Origin of the sequence: Kocuria oceani (genome assembly GCF_029524215.1) — a bacterium.
Lineage (GTDB): Bacteria > Actinomycetota > Actinomycetes > Actinomycetales > Micrococcaceae > Kocuria > Kocuria oceani.
In genome coordinates this window covers 363,778-379,357 of the sequence record NZ_JARAMH010000002.1, presented here as the reverse complement: position 1 = coordinate 379,357, position 15,580 = coordinate 363,778, and the positions used below count along the sequence as shown (strand labels likewise).

The following is a 15,580-nucleotide window of genomic DNA, read 5'->3' as shown; positions in this document are numbered from 1 at the left end:
ACGGGCTCTCTTGCTGCGGACGGACGGTGTAGGAACTTCCATCCTGTGGCGAGGAGCCCGTTCCTCATCTCATCGGCACACCCGTGGCAACAACCTCATGCCCCACAACACCTAGAGGAGCGGACCCGCCCGGTCACGGACGCCAGCGCCCGCCCCGACCAGCTGTTCGCCGCGTGGCAGCAATGGGCCGCCGCCGAGGGCATCCACACCGGGACGAAGAAGGAGTTCGGCACGATCCTCGACCGCAGGATCGGCCCCGCCAAGAAGTCCAACGGGGTTCGGTTGCGCCGCGGGCTCCTCCTGATCGACCCCGAGGGCGGCCAGTCGTGACCAACAGCACGCAATCTCATGTCCCTGTCACGTCCCTACCCGAACTGTGGAAAACCCCGTTTCACCCCGGAATATCAAGGTCTGTTATCCACAGGGTCATGAAGGGGCATGACTACCCGTTCCCCCCTAACGCATGCATATGGAGGACGAACCAGGAGCCATGCCACTACACGTCCCTACCCGCCCGGCTGGCCACCGCCTCCGACCCCGAGAGGAACACCCGATGACCACCCCGCCGACCATCGAGCAGCTGCACGCCGCGGCCGCCGAGCACGCCGACCAGGGCCGCCCCGTCCCGTGCCAGCAGGGCACCCCAGCCGACCGCGCCGCGTGGACGTCCGAGGACCGCCACGACCTCGCCCGAGCCGCCGAGCAGTGCGCCCCCTGCCCGATCCGCGCACAGTGCCGGGCCGTGGCCGTCCACGCCCAGGAACCGACCGGCGCATGGGGCGGCACCGTCCCCGGCCGCCGAGGAGGGACCGGCCGCATCAACACCCCCGCCGTCCTCGCCGCCCTCGCCGCCCACGACCACCCCGCCACGGTCCGGGAGATCGCCGCCCACATCGTCGCCGGCACCCCCTCACCGAAGGACAGGCAGGAAGTCGCCTCGATCGCCGCCCGCCTCGTGTCCACCGGCCGAGCCACCAAGACCGGCGCGGGCAACCGCGTCCGCTACACCACCACCACCGAGCAGGAGACAGCGGCATGAGCACCCAACGACGCACCACCACCGACCCCGTCCTCGCCCACGCGCTGCAGATGTTGGACACCGTCGAGGACGTCCTCGTCGACATCGACGGCGACCAGTGCGACGAGGACCACGAGTTCGAGGCATCCGCAGCCCTCGACCAACTACGCGCCGCGATCGCGCTGATCCGACACAAGGCCACGCGGACAGAGACCATCGTCCGCCGCGACCCGCCGAGCAAGGACACAGGCCAGTGACCGCGCCCAGCACCACCACCACACGCGCCCCGGGCAACCCCGGCACGAGCCCTGGCCGGCCGGGAGCCGGAAGCCACAGACGCCCGCCTCCCGGGCTGGGAGAGGCCGGGACCGCCGGGAGCCCCGCCCCGGTTCCCCAGGCCGCGACGCCCCCGACGACCGGGTCCCCGGGGCCGGTTCCCCGCGAGGGGAGGGGCGTTCAGATCCCAGGAACGGGCGCGCGCCTCCGCGGCGCCGGTCAGAAAAGATACACCGCCGCGAAATTGGGACCCCCCTTTGAGCCGACGGCCCCGAGCACCCCAGCAGCACGACGAGCACATCAGGAGACAGCACGATGACCGAGCAGCAGCACACCCCGAGCACCGAACCGACGATTGCCGACGCCGTGGCCCTCGTCCGTGGCTTCCACGCCGCGGACAGCCACCGCCGGGCGTTGACCCGGCAGGCCGTGGCCGCCATGCCCGAGACCGAACGCGCCGCCCTCGTCGGCCCGTTGTTGGCCGTGGCCGCGTTGATCCTCGACGCCGAGCCGGGAAGGGCCGAGATCGTCCTCGACGCCGCGGCCGCCCCGCACCTGGCCACCGGAGGCGGCGCAGCATGACCCAGCGCGGGCGGGCCGGTGTTAATCTGGTCTTGGTTCCACTCCGCCGCCGGTAGCCAGCCCCGGCCGCGAGACGTCCCGGCCAGCAGACGCGCAAACCGCAGAGCACCCGGCCCGCCAGCCCTCCCGCGTGAGGGCGGCCAGCCACCGGCGCCACGGTCCGCCCGCGCACACGTCTCAGCCAAACCCCTTTCACACCGCCGCCCCCGGCCATGTCCGAGGCGGCAGCAGAGACAGGAACCAGTCATGCACACCAAGCAGCAGATCACCGACATGCTCAAGGCGGCCCGTGAGGTCGCCGACCGCGCCACTGCCGACGGCCGGAGCCTCACCGACGCCGAGAACCGGCAGGTCCAGGAAGCCCTGGCCGCTGCGAAGAGCGCCCGCCAGTCCACCGGCGGCCAGCGGTCCGAGGCCGACCGGGAGCGCGCCGCCAAGTCCCGCGCCCAGCAGGACGAGCTCGGCCGCCTCCTCGCCGGAGACCAGGGCACCGCCGGCGCCCGCCCGTCCCGGAAGGCCGCCGCCGACGCGTTCGCCGACCGGCTCGCCAAGGCCCTGACCACCCGCACCGCCGACGGCGTCAACGTGAAGTCCCTGGAACTGTCCACGGCGGCCCCGCTGTTGGGCGGCACCGCGCCGGCCCTGGACGAGGTCGCAGGGCCGGGCCGTCAGGCCGGGATCGTGGACCTCGTCGCCGTCGAGGCCCCGCCCATCGGCGGCGCGGGGCGGTTCGCGTGGCTGTCCGAGGATGTCCACGAGAACAACGCGGCCGTGGTCCCCGAGGGCACCCTGAAGCCGACCAGTCGCTACGCGCTGTCCGAGAAGACCGACCGGACGAAGTTCATCGCGCACCTGTCCGAGCCGTTCCCGGCCCGGCTGCTCGAGGACTACGCCGGTCTGCGGGAGTTCCTGGCGAACCGGATGACCGAGGACGTCCTCGACGTTCTGGAGCGCGAGGCCCTGACGGGCGACGGCACCGCGGAGCACCTGCACGGCATCCTGAACCAGACCGGCGTCACCCAGACCGCGTGGGCCGGGTCCCTTCCGGCGACGATCCGGGCGGCCCGCACGGCCCTGTCCCGGATCGCGGAGAAGCCGAGCGCGTGGATGGTGTCCCCGGACGACGCCGCGGCGTTCGATCTGTTCATGGACGCCCAGGGCCGGTTCGTGGACCTGCGCCAGATCCTCGGCCCCGTCCCCGTGGTCGAGAACCCGGCCCTGACCGCCGGCACGGCCGTCCTCGGCGACTTCGGTCGCGCGAAGCTGGTCACCGATTCGCAGATGCGGATCACGGCCATGGACGGCGCGCCGCACCGCAACGACCTCGGCGAGATCGACGGGACCTTGTGGGAGTTCAACGAGGTCGCCCTCCGCGCCGAGATGCGCGTCGGCGGGCTCGCGATCACCCGCCCGACGGCGTTCACCGTGGTCGACCTGACTGCGGCGTAAGAGACACCCGGCCCGGCGGGTAATCCGGGCGGTCTTTCCGGACAGTTGGCGCTAGCGGAAAGACGAAGGGCCCTTGTCGCACCCGAGCGGCAAGGGCCCTTCGCATCCTTCGAAGTCAGGACGACGAAACGAACAGCGCGTTGGTTCGTTCACGGTTGAGAACAGGGCCTACAGTGACTCCAAGGAGCGCGTAGATTCGCGGAGTCGAGGCAAGGACACCCATGATTCCCCCGATAGACCACACCACGGGGTATCTACCGCCTGGTAGATACCGGACCTCCCTGGACGAGATCGAACGGGAGTACGCAGAGGTCAACGATCATCGGCGCGAACTGTGGGCCGAGTGGTCCGAAGTGACCACGTTCGTACGAGGCATCGTCCCCGTAGCCATGGTGTGGATCGGCGGTTCGTTCCTGTCTTCCAAGGACGCCCCCGGCGATGTGGATTGCGTCTACATTCTCGAGGAGAAGCTGCTCGACGGCATCACGGACCCCCGCGAGCGGATGACGATGCAGGTAATTGCAAGCAATGCTACGCAGTCAGTCTGGGGGCGTAGAATCGACACATTCGTGATCCCGTGGTACGCCAACGCGACACCGCAAAGAGACATAGCGCTTGGCTACTACACCGCACGAGGATACTGGGACGATTTTTGGGGGCGCACCCGCTCCAGTGGAAGTGGAAATAAGCAAGACCGACAGGCAGCAATGCCGCGACGTGGGTACCTGGAGGTGAGCATTGATGGTTTCCAAGAGACCGGACATGTTTTCACTGGTTGATGAGCTCCTCACACAAGACAACGCCCCTGATTGGGATTCCGCCGAAGACCTCGGACGCATTTCTACCAACGCCATGGTGGCCTCCATGGGATCCCCGCGAGAACGATCCACCGGCGTCCTAAGATTTTTTGGTGAAGGCATCAATGGACACGCTGGTTCCATGCAAGCAATCGGTCTTGCAATGGCAAATTGGCAGAAGTTGGTGACCTCAATCGCCGCGGCAAGACAAGGCCACAAAGGTCTCCGGGGCCGGCTCCCAGCGGCGATCGAGAACGCGGCGATGCTTGATCTTCAAGCGAGCCCGACGTTCGGTTCCCTGGTACTTACATTCGCACCCCGGACATCCCCGGCGGACGAACTCGACGACGCCGACGTCCTCCCTACCTTTGACAAGCCCGACATGCAGGTCGTCGACCAAGCGGTGGTGACCGCCCTGGAACTCATTCGGGAGGGCGTAGCCAATGGTCCCGATCTCGATGAAGACAGTGGTTGGATAAGCGACCTATCCGAATTAGGCCCGCGGGCAGCAACTGCCTTGGCATCCTGGGCAAAACATTCCGCTGATTGCTCATTTGACGTCGATCTAAAGTGGTCACAACCTCAGAAGCCAACACAGCGCGTCCGAATGACAAAAGCGGATGCCACTTGGATTGCCTCGGCTATAAGTAGCAAGAATCTGGAAGAGTCAACCGAAACTATGACGGGCGATATTGTGACCATATCGGACCGATCTAATTTGCAAATTGAAGTATCGGACGGTGAAACGGTTAACGTCAAACCAGGCAAAATCAACCACGATGATCTTGCGCCGCTTCGCCACGGAGATCGTGTTGAAATTACCGCATCCGTGGAATTTACAAGCCTTCCAGGCGACGAACCCCGTGCCGCTTACACGGGCGAATCAATTAGAAAGCTGTCGTAGCTAAAATTTTTCAAGCGGGTCAGGGGACGACGCCCCTGACCCGCTTGAACGTTAAGCACCACTGCGTAGCACACCCCGGAAGCGTCCAGTTACCGGGCACACCGTCCTTGGCGCCCTACGGCCTGTAGCTACCAGAACAGTCAACGCCCTTGATTGGACAGGTCGAAGAGCGAACCGCGCTTGGGCAGGGTCGCCGGGGTCAGGTTGACCGTGAGCTTGCGCGGGCTCAGCGGCATGCCGCTGTTGCGCGCCGCGGCCCGCAGCCGCTCGCGCGCCTCGTTGAGGGCCGCGTCCGGCAGGCCGACGATCGAGAAGGCGGGCAGGGTCTGGCCGATGTCGGCCTCGACCTCGACCATCGCCCCGTCCAGCCCGACGAGGGCCACCGCCCAGGTGCGCGCGAAGCCCATCACCGGCCCCCCGCCCTGCACGGGGGCGGGGTGGCGGCGCTCTCGGTCCGGGAGCGGCGTGTGGTCGGCCGGGGTGCGGATCGGTGGCGTCACGCCGGCACCGGGCGGGGCCGGGGTCGGCGGCGAGGTGTGGTCGGCTCGGGTGCATGCCCGCCATGCTCCGCCCTGCGGCCCGGGCCTGGGAGGACCGGCCGGCCCCGCTGTGGAGGCGCTCAGCGGATCAGGCCGGGTAGCTCCAGCTGGGGAGCGAGGACGAGGGCGAGGGCGAGGGCGTGGGCTCCGGAGTGGGCTCGGGCGTGGGGGTGGGGGTGGAGGAGGGCGTGGGACCGGCCGGGTCCGGGGAGGCCCGGGTGACCGGTTGCAGCGGCGGCGGCCAGGGCCGGCGTGCAGTGGGGCTCGAGGACGCCGACGGGGTGGGATCGGGTGTCGCCCCCGCGGCGGGGGCGAGGTCCTCGGTGGGCGAGGGCTCGGGCTGGGGGGCCGGGGCGGGCGGCGAGGTCGGCTCCGGCGACGGGGTGGGAGCCGGGGTGCCCGGCGGCACGGGCACCGGTTCGGGCACGGGCGCGCAGGCGGCGTTCCAGGCGGTCTGTTGCACCGGTCCGGACGGATCGGCCGCGTTGGTGCAGTCGGGCACGTACACGGGAGCAGGCCCGGGGGCGGGCTCCGGCGCGGCCGTGGGTTCGGCGGGCGCTGCCACGGGAGGCGCGGCAGGGGGCACGGCCGGGGGCTGCGCCGGCCGGGCCGCCGGCTGGGCCGGGACCTCGGGCACCGGCTGCGCGTCGACGCGCTCCTGCGGGGCACGCTCCGGGGCCCCCGCACGGTACTGGCGCTGGACGGGCCCGTGGCCGACCGGCTCCGGTAACAGGGCCCGCTCGTGCGGGTACGGGGAGAGCTCGACGTCGTCGAAGCTCAGCGGCAGGCGCTCGAAGTCGCCGATCATCAGCTCCCGGCCCTCGGTGCCGGCCGGGACGGATCCGGTGTACCGGCCGATGAGCTCGTGCGTGCGGGCGTCCAGCTCCGTGCCCTCCGCCGCGTCAAGCGGCGTGCCGTCCGCGCGCCAGTACCCGCCTTCGAGGGACCGGTCGGGATCCCACTCCGCGAGCACCTCGGCGGCCGGCTGGAAGGGGAACTGGCCGCCCTCGTGGCTGATCACCTTCAGGTCGTCGATCTCCACGGCGCGCGTGCCCTCGGTGTTGTCGATGTGCAGCTCGACGTAGGTGACGGGCTCGACGTGCAGGTCCTTGCGCAGCCGCTCGACCGCGTCGTCCGGGGCGGGCACGGTCGGCAGGTCGAAGGAGATCACAGCGCCCTCCGCCGTGGTGAGGGCATAGGGTCCCGGGGTCAGTCCGCTCGGGGCGGTCGTCACGGTCCCCGGCTGCGCGACGATCTCGGGCTCGTCCTCCGTCGGCGCGCCGCAGCCCGTGGCGGCCAGCGCGACGGCCGCGGCGAGGAGCGCGGCACGACGCGTGGGGATGAGCGGTCCCGCAGCGACCACAACGCACCTCCGACGTTCTCCCGGTTTCGACGCCTCCACAGTGGCACGTCGCGGGAGGACTGTCACGCCGGGTCCGGGCGCGTCGCGTCTTATTGGATCTGTTGCAGCACCTCGATCTCGGGCGCTCCGTCCTGTGCAAAAGTGATTGCAACGGCATCGACCCTGATCATCGCGGGGTCGCGGTGGTGGGCCCTCGCCCAGGCCGCCGCCAGACGGTGCAGGCGCACCGTCTTGGCCCGCGTAATGGACTCGAAGGGGTGTCCGTAACGGACGCTCGAGCGGGTCTTCACCTCCACGGCGACGACCCACTCCCCCTGCTCGGCGACGACGTCCACCTCGCCGCGAAGGCCGTCCCGGGCGGGCACCGCACGCCAGTTGCGGTCCAGGACGCGGTAGCCCAGCTCCGTCAGGTGCGCGGCCGCGAGCTGTTCCCCGTGCGCTCCCAGTCCCCCGGACACCCGACCCCCTCACCGGTCCGGGACGCCGCGGACCGGGGTCCAGCATGGCCGGCGTCGGCCGGGGCAGGAGTCGGGCCCAGGGCGGTGTGCAGGGCGGGTCAGGAGGTCGTGGGGTCTCCAGCGGCGGGTCCGGCGGCGCCGGGCACGGAGAAGGGATCCGCGTGGGCGAGCTCCTCCACGTTGACGTCCTTGAAGCTCATCACGCGCACGTGCTTGACGAACCGCGCCGAGCGGTAGACGTCCCACACCCAGGCGTCCTTGAGCTCGACGTCGAAGTAGAGCCCGTTGCGCGTCTCCACCGGGTCGATCCGCACCGAGTTGGCCAGGTAGAAGCGGCGGTCGGTCTCCACCACGAACTGGAACAGCCCGGCCACGTCCCGGTACTCGCGGTAGAGCTGCAGCTCCAGGTCCGTCTCGAAGTTCTCGAGTTCTTCGGCGCTCATGTCGTCTCGTCTCCGCTCGTGCTCGGCCCGGCGGCGGTCGCCGGCCGGGTCAGCCGCCAGCTCAGCCGGTGGTGGGGCGTGGGGCCGCCCTCATCGAGAGCCGCACGGTGCCCGGCGGCACCGTAGCCCTTGTTGCTCTCCCAACCGTACTGCGGCCAGTCCCCGGAGAGCTCGCGCATGATCCGGTCCCGCTCCACCTTCGCCAGCACGCTGGCCGCGGCCACGCTCGCGCACGTCAGGTCCGCCTTGACCCGGGTCACGACCGTCCCGGTCCAGACGGGCTCGTCCGCGGCGGCGGGGTCGAAGAGGGACGGGGCCGCGTCGGCGGTCAGCCAGTCGTGCCGTCCGTCCAGGAGCACGACGTCGGGGGCGGCGCCGCCGCGGGTCGCCGCGGCCAGGGCGCGCTGCCCGGCCAGGTGCAGCGCGGCCGTCAGGCCCAGCCGGTCGATCTCCTGCGGGGAGGCGTGGCCCACACCGCTGGCGGCGCACCAGGAGCGGATCCGCGGGACGAGGGCCTCGCGGCGGGCGGGGCTCAGCAGCTTGCTGTCCCGCAGGCCGGGGATGCCGCGCGCCGTGCCGGGGCGCAGCACCACCACCCCGGCCGTGACCGGGCCGGCCAGGGCGCCGCGGCCGACCTCGTCCATGCCGCCCACCCGGTGGGCACCGGCCTCCTGGAGGGAACGCTCGACGGCGAGGCCGGGGGCCCGGCCCGGGGGCGCGGCCGGTGGTCGTGCCGTGCGGGGCTCAGGAGCCACCGGCGGACCCGGCCGGGATGTCGGCGAAGACGTCGTCCGGGTTCTGCAGCCACTGGAAGCGGTCGAGCGGCCAGGCGATGACGAAGGCGGTTCCGACGACGTCGTCGTGGCTGATGAACGCGCTGTCCGCCACGAGCTCCGAGAAGTGGACCCGCGAGTCGGCGGACGCGTCGCGGTGGTCGCCCATCACGAAGTAGTGGTCCTCCGGGACGACGATGTCGAAGGGGATGTCCGAGGGCGCGGACCCGGGGTACAGATAGCCGTCCTCCTCGAGGGCCTGCCCGTTGACGGTGACCCGCCCCGAGCCGTCGCAGCACACCACCCGGTCGCCGCCGACGCCGATGACGCGCTTGATCAGGTGCTGGTCGGTGCGGTCGGGCAGCACGCCGACGAACGCCAGGGCGTCGTAGACGGCGTCCGCCGGCCCGCCGCCGCTGTCGGGCTGGGCGGGCAGCCATCCCTTCGCGTCCTCGAAGACCACGATGTCCCCCCGCTCGAGCGGGCCGAAGGTGGGTTCGACGACGTTGACGAAGATCCGGTCGTTGAGCTGGAGGGTGTTCTCCATGGAACCGGACGGGATGTAGAAGCCCCGCACCAGGAGGGTCTTGACCACGAAGGCGATGAGCACGGCCCAGACCAGCACGAGCACGATCTCCCGGACCGAGCCCCAGAACGTGTCCGGGCGCTGCTTGCGCGAGCGGCCCCCGCGCGAGCGCCGGCCGCGCCGCGCCGTGGATCCCTGGCCGAGGTCGGCGTCCTCGGCCGCCGCGGCGGAGTCCTCCCGCGGCACGGTCGAGGCCGTCGGAGGCGTGCCGGGGGCCTCCACAGCGGGAAGGGCGGCGTCGCCGGTGGCGCCCCGGCTCTCGCGGGGCGCGCCGTCACCGGCGGTCGGGGTCCTGTCGGCCAATGCTCTCGTCCTTCCTGGGCGGGCGCCCGCGGGCGCCCGGTTCCGGATCCGTGCGGATCGCGTCAGAGCTGCCCGGCCCGGTCCAGGGGCCAGAGGACAGCAACAGGTTCTCCGATGACCTTATCCGCTCGGACCAGCCCGCCACCGGGCGCGCCGAGCAGACTGCGCGAGTCGACCGACACCGAGCGGTGGTCGCCCATGAGCCAGAGCCGGCCTTCGGGCACCACGGCGGTGAACTCGACCTCGCTCGGGCGGTCCCCCTCCAGGACGTAGTCCTCGGTGAGCTCCTCGCCGTTGACCACCAGACGGCCGGAGGGTCCGCAGCAGGAGACCGTGTCCCCGGGCGTGCCCAGCACGCGCTTGAGGTAGACGCTGTCGGAGCCGGCCAGCCCGGTCCACCGGCCGACGGTCTGCAGGGCCTGGAGCGGCCAGGGGTCGTCGCTGCGCAGCGGCGCGAAGCTGCCGCGGCCGTCGAAGACCACCAGGTCGCCGCGCTCGGGCTCGGAACCGTGGCTGAGCTTGCCCACCAGCACCCGGTCCCCCGGCTGCACGGTCGGCTGCATCGAGTCCGAGCCGATCCAGTAGACGTCCACGACGAAGGCGCGCAGCACGCCGGCGACGAGCGCGGCGACGAGCAGGGCGAGGACGACGGAACGCCAGCCCCGAGTGCGGGGCTGGCGTTCTCGCCGTACGGCGTGGGACCCGGTGGTGTGCGGGTCCCGCGCCCGGGTTCCGGTGGGCACGGGAGCGTGCGCTGTCCTACTTGCCGGACTTGCCGGACTTGCCGGCCTTGTTCGACTTGGTGGCGGTGTTGTCCCGCTTCTCGCGGATGCGGGCGGCCTTGCCGTGGCGGTCGCGCATGTAGTACAGCTTCGCGCGACGGACGTCGCCGCGGGTGAGGACCTCGATCTTGTCGATGACCGGGGAGTGCACCGGGAAGGTGCGCTCCACGCCCACACCGAAGGAGACCTTGCGGACGGTGAAGGTCTCGTGCACGCCGGCGCCCTGGCGGCCGAGCACGAAGCCCTTGAAGACCTGCACGCGCGAGCGGTTGCCCTCGACGATGTTCACGTGCACGTTGAGGGTGTCGCCCGGGCGGAAGTCGGGGACGTCGCTGCGCAGCGACTTGGCGTCGAGCTGGTCGAGGATGTTCATGGTGTCTCTCCTGGTGAACGCCGCAGGTCGCTCACGTGGGTCGGCACGGATCCGTGCTGCGGACCGGGCGGAGCCCGGTCCGGGTGCGGAATCCGCAAGACGTGGTGGCCGGGTCCCCGAAGGAGAGCTCCCGGGTGTCCTGCTGTTGGTCGCTCATCCCCCTGCGGCAGGGGCGTGCCCAGCAGACACAGCTGGTCATTATGCCACAGGATGCCCCTGGGCGTCTCCCCCGCCCGCGCCCTCGCGCACCAGCCGGTCGCCGGAGACGACCCAGCCGGCCGCGGCGAGGACGTCGCGGTCGGCGCGGTCGAGGCCGGCCGGGTCGAGGCCGGCGACGAGGTCCGGGCGGCGGGCCGCGGTGCGCTGCAGCTGGCGGTCGCGCCGCCAGCGGGCGATCCGCCCGTGGTGGCCCGAGAGCAGGACCTCCGGCACCGGCCGGTCCCGCCACAGTGCAGGCTTGGTGTAGACGGGGTACTCGAGCAGCCCGTCCGCGTGGGACTCCTCCACGAGCGAATCCGGATTGCCGATCACGCCCGGGACGAGCCGCCCGATCGCCTCGACCATGGCCAGCACGGCGACCTCCCCGCCGTTGAGCACGTAGTCGCCCAGACTCATGGGACGGACCTCGAAGTGCTCCCGGGACCACTCGACGACGCGCTCGTCGATGCCCTCGTAGCGCCCGCAGGCGAAGACGAGGTGCTCCCGGAGGGCGAGCTCCCGGGCGGTGGCCTGGGTGAAGACCTCACCGGCCGGGGAGGGCACCACGAGCACCGGCCGCTGCTCCGCGGCTCCTGCCGCCGCGAGGCCGCGCGTGCGGGCGGCGTCGAGGGCCAGCGCCCACGGCTCCGGCTTCATCACCATGCCGGCGCCGCCGCCGTAGGGTGTGTCGTCGACCGTCCGGTGCCGGTCGGCGGTGAACTCGCGCAGGTCCGTCACGGTCAGCTGCAGCAGCCCCTGCGCCCTGGCCTTGCCGATCAGCGAGAGGTCGAGGGCCGAAAGGTACTCGGGGAAGATGCTGACGACGTCGATGCGCATCAGCGCCCGCCCTCCGGGGTGCCGGGCTCGGGAGTGCCGGGCTCGGCGGCGCCGTCCTCCAGGCCGAGCTCGAGCAGTCCGGGTGGCGGGGTGACGACGACGAACCCGCCGTCGGGGTCGACGACCGGCACGATCTCCTCGACGAAGGGCAGCGCGGCCTCACGCCCGTCCTCGTCCAGCGTGATCTCGAGCAGGTCCTGGACGGGCATGGTGCGCAGCCCGGTCACGACGCCGATCCGCGGGCCGGTGCCGTCCTCGGGTCCGGTGCGGACCTCGAGGTCGACCAGTTCGTGCTCGTACCACTCCTCGGCCTCCGGGTCCTCGTCCTGGGCCTCGGCGAAGAGCAGGGTACCGCGCAGCGACTCGGCGCCGTTGCGGTCGGGCACCTCCTCGAGGGCGACGACGAGCACGGCCTTGTTCCAGCGGGCCCCGCGCACGGTGACCGCCCCCTGCGGGGCGAGCGGGGACGACGGCTCGAGCCGCAGCCGGGCACCGGGGGCGAAGCGCTCCTCGGGGGCGTCCGTGAACAGCTGGACGGTGACCTCCCCGCGGATGCCGTGGGGCTTGCCGATGCGGGCGACCTGGACCAACATGTGCGCTCCTGGGGGTTGTGCGGCCGGGGGCCGGGGCGGGGTGCGGACGGCGCGGGGGCCGTCAACGCCGACGGTCCCCGCATCCGGTGCGGATGCGGGGACCGTGCGGGCGGCGGCGCCGGTCGCGGGTGCGCCCGGCCCGCCTCAGCGGGTGCGGCGGTCGGTGTCGACGACGTCGATCCGGACCGGGCCGTCCTCGGCGAGCGCACCGATGACGGTGCGCAGCGCCTTGGCGGTGCGGCCCTGGCGTCCGATGACCCGCCCGAGGTCGTCCGGGTGGACCCGGACCTCGAGGGTCTCCGCCCGGCGCCCGCTCTTGAGTCGGACGTCGACGTCATCGGGGCTGTCCACGATCCCGCGGACCAGGTGCTCCAACGCGTCGGCGAGCACGACTACTCGGCCTTCTCGGCGTCAGCCGCGGGGGCGTCGTCGGACTCGGCGCCGGACTCGGTGGTCTCGGCCTTCTCGCCCTTGGGGGTGATCGCCTCGGGGATGATCACGGACCCCTTGTCGGGGGCGACGAACTCGCCCTTGCCCTGGGGCTGCTGCAGGGTGCCCTCGGCACCCTCCTCGCCCTTGAAACGCTGCCAGTCACCCGTCACCCGGAGGATGGCGGCGACGGCCTCGGACGGCTGGGCGCCGACGCCGAGCCAGTACTGGGCCCGGTCCGAGACGACCTCGATGTAGGAGGGGTGCTCGGTCGGGTGGTACTTGCCGATCTCCTCGATGACGCGGCCGTCGCGCTTCTTGCGGGAGTCGACGACGACGAGGCGGTAACGGGGATCGCGCATCTTGCCCATGCGCTTGAGACGGATCTTAACAGCCACTGGTGTGGACTCTCCTGGTTCTTGGATGAGGTGAACGCCCTGGTCTCGCTCCCGTGGGGCGGGCCGGTCGCAGGGGTTCCGTGGACACGAGAAACGTGCGGCGAGAGGGACCGCACGCATCGAGTACCCGTCCAGTATGCCAGACGCGGTCAAGTCCGCGGCCCACCGGCCCGCGGCCCGGGTCGCCGCCGCGGGTCCGCGCGTGTCTCAGGGCTCCAGACGCGCCGCCTCCCGCCAGCTCAGGGAGCGGCCGCCCTGGAACACCGCGCGCTCGTAGATCCGTGCGCCCGCCCGCAGGAGCAGCCAGGCCGCGGCGAGGGTCACGGCGAGGGAGAGCACCGGCTGCCACCAGGCCACGTCGCCGCCGAGCATCCGCACGGGCATGGCCACGGAGGAGACGACGGGCACGTAGGAGGCTGCCGTGAGCCAGGCGCCCTCGGCGTAGAGGCCCACGAACAGCGCCCCGACGAGCACGGCCAGGATCGGCCCGGTGCTGCTCTGCAGGTCCTCGGGGCGGGAGGCCAGGGAGCCGAGCACGGCCCAGACGGAGGCCTGCGCGGCGAAGCCGGCCACGAAGAAGGCCACGAACCAGCCGGAGGCCGCGAGCGCCCAGCCGACGTCGGCCGCGGTCCCGGCGACGTTCACGCCGACGAGGCCCACCACGGCGTAGAGGGCGATCTGCCCGAAGGCGAGCAGGCAGTTGCCCAGCACCTTCCCGTGGAGCAGCTGACGGACCGGGACGGCGGTGGCGAGGATCTCCACGACCCGGTTCTGCTTCTCCTCCAGCACGGAGTGGGCGACGGCCATCCCGAAGACGACCGCCGAGAGGTAGAACAGCAGCGCGAAGGCGAATCCCATGGCCAGGCGCACGGGTCCCCGGTCCGTCCCGCCGGCGAGCAGCTCGGTGCGCACCTCGGCGCCGGCGGTGAGCTCCTCGGCCGTCGTGCCGGCCGCGCGGGCGTTGGCGGCGAGCGTCGCGTCGGCGACCGCCTGCTCCAGGGCCCGGCCGAGGCCGGGGTCCACGCCGTCGCGGCCGACCACCGTCCAGCCGTCGAGCTCGAGCAGCAGCGCGGCGTCCGCGGACTCGGCGGCCACGGCCGCCCGCGCGGCGTCGGCCGAGCCCGCGCTGTGCACCGTCAGGGTGTCCTCGCCGGCGTCGGCCAGGGCCTGGGCCGCCCGTGCCGTGACGGGTGCCGCCTCCGGCCCGGCCGTGGCCACGACGTGCTCGGCGGCCCGGTCCCCCAGCAGCGCGGAGGCCGCGATCGAGGCGGCCACCAGGACCAGCGTGGCGGCGGTCGAGAGCAGGAAGGACCGGTCACGCAGCTTCACCGCGATCTCGCGGGCCGTGACGGTCCACCACGGCCGCGCCGCGGGCGGGCGGGCGGTCACCGCGTGACCTCCCGGTAGACGTCGGTCAGGGAGGGGACGATCTCGGCGAACTCCACGAGCCCGTGCCGGACGGCCTGTTCGAGGAGCCGGGCGCGCGCGGCGCGGTCCTCGAGCTCCAGCACCGCGACCGGGCCGTCGACGTCGACGACGCGCACCCCCGGCACGTCGCGGGCCCACCCGGTGTCCTGCTCGCAGTGCAGCCGGTGCCGGCGAGGACCGGCCCGGCGCAGCTCGTCGGCCGCGCCGGCGGCCAGGACCCGGCCGCCGGAGAGGACCACGAGCGTGTCGCAGAGGCGGTCCACGAGCTCGAGCTGGTGGCTGGAGAAGAGCACGGGCACGCCCCGGGCCGTCCGCTCCCGCAGCAGCTCGACCATGGCGTCCACCGCCGCCGGGTCCAGCCCGGAGAACGGCTCGTCGAGGACGAGGGCGGTGGGTCCGTGCAGCAGCGCGGCGGCGACCTGGACCTTCTGCTGGTTGCCCAGGGACAGGGACTCGAGCCGGTCCTTGGCGCGCCCGGCCAGACCGAAGCGCTCCAGCAGCCGGGCGGCCTCCGCGAGCGCGTCGCGGCGGCTCATCCCGTGCAGCCGGCCGAGGTAGCCGAGCTGGTCGAGGACCCCCTGCTTGGGATAGAGCCCGCGCTCCTCGGGCATGTAGCCGAAGCCGGCGCGGTCGGCGGCGGTGACCGGGCGGCCGTCCCAGAGGACCTGCCCGGAGGAGGCGCGCAGCACGCCCATGAGCATCCGCATGGTGGTGGTCTTGCCGGCGCCGTTGGCCCCGACGAAGCCGGTCATCCGGCCGGGCGCCACGGTGAAGGAGACGTCGTCGACCACGGTGCGGACCCCGAAGGTGCGGCTCAGGCCCCGGGCCTCCAGGACGTGACGCTCGGGGCGGGGCCGGCCGCGGGCGGTGCCCGCCTCGGGCGTGGCGGTGGTGCTCATGGGACGGGGGTCCTCTCGGCCGGGTGCCCGCCCGCGGGGTGCCGGGCGGCTCGGCTCCAGCCTAGGAAGTGGCGCGCACCCGCAGATCCCCACGGGGACGGAACCCGCACGGGCCCGGGCCCGCCCGGATCTCCGTCTGGCGGCGGAGCCGG

19 protein-coding genes and 2 pseudogenes are annotated in these 15,580 nt (G+C 72.2%); 7 read left to right on the top strand and 14 right to left on the bottom strand.

The features are described from left to right. The 7 genes and pseudogenes from PU704_RS03725 to PU704_RS03695 all read left to right on the top strand — a co-directional run. Positions 1-330: pseudogene (locus tag PU704_RS03725) on the top strand (hypothetical protein); the annotation flags it as partial. Between the two features lie 223 nt (positions 331-553). After that, entirely contained in the window at positions 554-1,039 is a 486-nt protein-coding gene (locus PU704_RS03720) for a WhiB family transcriptional regulator (RefSeq protein ID WP_277550210.1), read from the top strand. Next, positions 1,036-1,275, top strand: coding sequence for a hypothetical protein (locus PU704_RS03715; protein ID WP_277550209.1), 240 nt, complete (start codon positions 1,036-1,038; stop codon positions 1,273-1,275). Before PU704_RS03720 ends, PU704_RS03715 begins: the two co-directional genes overlap by 4 nt. 334 nt (positions 1,276-1,609) lie before the next feature. Beyond that, positions 1,610-1,876: a hypothetical protein gene (locus PU704_RS03710; protein ID WP_277550207.1), complete on the top strand. Its 267-nt coding sequence runs from the start codon at positions 1,610-1,612 to the stop codon at positions 1,874-1,876. A 246-nt stretch (positions 1,877-2,122) separates the two neighbouring features. Then, complete coding sequence (locus PU704_RS03705; RefSeq protein WP_277550205.1) at positions 2,123-3,325, top strand: phage major capsid protein; 1,203 nt, start codon at positions 2,123-2,125, stop codon at positions 3,323-3,325. 221 nt (positions 3,326-3,546) lie between these two features. Beyond that, a complete protein-coding gene (locus PU704_RS03700; protein ID WP_277550204.1) occupies positions 3,547-4,104 on the top strand; it encodes a DUF6932 family protein in 558 nt (185 codons plus the stop codon). Beyond that, complete coding sequence (locus tag PU704_RS03695) at positions 4,067-5,026, top strand: hypothetical protein (RefSeq protein WP_277550202.1); 960 nt, start codon at positions 4,067-4,069, stop codon at positions 5,024-5,026. Before PU704_RS03700 ends, PU704_RS03695 begins: the two co-directional genes overlap by 38 nt. Positions 5,027-5,181: 155 nt before the next feature. On the opposite strand, the pseudogene PU704_RS03690 reads toward PU704_RS03695, so the two are convergent. The 14 genes and pseudogenes from PU704_RS03690 to PU704_RS03625 form a co-directional block, all read right to left on the bottom strand. Then, positions 5,182-5,433 (bottom strand): annotated as a pseudogene (locus PU704_RS03690) (magnesium chelatase domain-containing protein); the annotation flags it as partial. A 220-nt stretch (positions 5,434-5,653) separates the two neighbouring features. After that, positions 5,654-6,928, bottom strand: a complete 1,275-nt coding sequence (locus tag PU704_RS03685; RefSeq protein WP_277550201.1) for a hypothetical protein — start codon at positions 6,926-6,928, stop codon at positions 5,654-5,656. An 89-nt stretch (positions 6,929-7,017) separates the two neighbouring features. Beyond that, positions 7,018-7,386, bottom strand: coding sequence for a YraN family protein (locus PU704_RS03680; RefSeq protein WP_277550200.1), 369 nt, complete (start codon positions 7,384-7,386; stop codon positions 7,018-7,020). A gap of 98 nt (positions 7,387-7,484) precedes the next feature. Then, on the bottom strand, positions 7,485-7,829 hold the full coding sequence (locus PU704_RS03675; protein WP_047805206.1) for a DUF2469 domain-containing protein: 345 nt from the start codon (positions 7,827-7,829) through the stop codon (positions 7,485-7,487). After that, entirely contained in the window at positions 7,826-8,584 is a 759-nt protein-coding gene (locus PU704_RS03670; protein ID WP_277550196.1) for a ribonuclease HII, read from the bottom strand. Before PU704_RS03670 ends, PU704_RS03675 begins: the two co-directional genes overlap by 4 nt. After that, a complete protein-coding gene (gene lepB / locus PU704_RS03665; protein WP_277550194.1) occupies positions 8,574-9,491 on the bottom strand; it encodes a signal peptidase I in 918 nt (305 codons plus the stop codon). Before lepB (PU704_RS03665) ends, PU704_RS03670 begins: the two co-directional genes overlap by 11 nt. A 62-nt stretch (positions 9,492-9,553) precedes the next feature. Beyond that, entirely contained in the window at positions 9,554-10,234 is a 681-nt protein-coding gene (lepB, locus tag PU704_RS03660) for a signal peptidase I (RefSeq protein ID WP_047805204.1), read from the bottom strand. 16 nt (positions 10,235-10,250) lie between these two features. Further along, positions 10,251-10,646, bottom strand: a complete 396-nt coding sequence (gene rplS, locus PU704_RS03655) for a 50S ribosomal protein L19 (RefSeq protein WP_277550191.1) — start codon at positions 10,644-10,646, stop codon at positions 10,251-10,253. Positions 10,647-10,844: 198 nt separating this feature from the next. Further along, on the bottom strand, positions 10,845-11,681 hold the full coding sequence (gene trmD / locus PU704_RS03650; RefSeq protein ID WP_277550190.1) for a tRNA (guanosine(37)-N1)-methyltransferase TrmD: 837 nt from the start codon (positions 11,679-11,681) through the stop codon (positions 10,845-10,847). Next, positions 11,681-12,274 (bottom strand): ribosome maturation factor RimM, encoded by a 594-nt coding sequence (gene rimM, locus PU704_RS03645; protein ID WP_277550188.1) that lies wholly within the window; start codon positions 12,272-12,274, stop codon positions 11,681-11,683. The genes trmD and rimM overlap by 1 nt, the downstream gene beginning before the upstream one ends. Before the next feature lie 144 nt (positions 12,275-12,418). Further along, entirely contained in the window at positions 12,419-12,664 is a 246-nt protein-coding gene (locus PU704_RS03640) for an RNA-binding protein (RefSeq protein WP_047805200.1), read from the bottom strand. Between the two features lie 2 nt (positions 12,665-12,666). Continuing rightward, a complete protein-coding gene (rpsP, locus tag PU704_RS03635) occupies positions 12,667-13,101 on the bottom strand; it encodes a 30S ribosomal protein S16 (protein WP_047805199.1) in 435 nt (144 codons plus the stop codon). A 207-nt stretch (positions 13,102-13,308) separates the two neighbouring features. Further along, positions 13,309-14,490 carry an ABC transporter permease gene (locus PU704_RS03630; protein ID WP_277550185.1) on the bottom strand — a complete coding sequence of 394 codons (1,182 nt, stop codon included), beginning with the start codon at positions 14,488-14,490 and terminating at the stop codon, positions 13,309-13,311. Then, positions 14,487-15,428, bottom strand: coding sequence for an ABC transporter ATP-binding protein (locus PU704_RS03625; protein ID WP_277550183.1), 942 nt, complete (start codon positions 15,426-15,428; stop codon positions 14,487-14,489). Before PU704_RS03625 ends, PU704_RS03630 begins: the two co-directional genes overlap by 4 nt. Positions 15,429-15,580 lie beyond the last annotated feature (152 nt).

Bases quoted from the DNA above. Each gene is read 5' to 3' on its own strand.
- PU704_RS03720 (WP_277550210.1), top strand. From the start codon at position 554: ATGACCACCCCGCCGACCATCGAGCAGCTGCACGCCGCGGCCGCCGAG.
- PU704_RS03715 (WP_277550209.1), top strand. From the start codon at position 1,036: ATGAGCACCCAACGACGCACCACCACCGACCCCGTCCTCGCCCACGCG.
- PU704_RS03710 (WP_277550207.1), top strand. From the start codon at position 1,610: ATGACCGAGCAGCAGCACACCCCGAGCACCGAACCGACGATTGCCGAC.
- PU704_RS03705 (WP_277550205.1), top strand. From the start codon at position 2,123: ATGCACACCAAGCAGCAGATCACCGACATGCTCAAGGCGGCCCGTGAG.
- PU704_RS03700 (WP_277550204.1), top strand. From the start codon at position 3,547: ATGATTCCCCCGATAGACCACACCACGGGGTATCTACCGCCTGGTAGA.
- PU704_RS03695 (WP_277550202.1), top strand. From the start codon at position 4,067: ATGGTTTCCAAGAGACCGGACATGTTTTCACTGGTTGATGAGCTCCTC.
- PU704_RS03675 (WP_047805206.1), bottom strand. From the start codon at position 7,829: ATGAGCGCCGAAGAACTCGAGAACTTCGAGACGGACCTGGAGCTGCAG.
- rplS (WP_277550191.1), bottom strand. From the start codon at position 10,646: ATGAACATCCTCGACCAGCTCGACGCCAAGTCGCTGCGCAGCGACGTC.
- trmD (WP_277550190.1), bottom strand. From the start codon at position 11,681: ATGCGCATCGACGTCGTCAGCATCTTCCCCGAGTACCTTTCGGCCCTC.
- rimM (WP_277550188.1), bottom strand. From the start codon at position 12,274: ATGTTGGTCCAGGTCGCCCGCATCGGCAAGCCCCACGGCATCCGCGGG.
- PU704_RS03625 (WP_277550183.1), bottom strand. From the start codon at position 15,428: ATGAGCACCACCGCCACGCCCGAGGCGGGCACCGCCCGCGGCCGGCCC.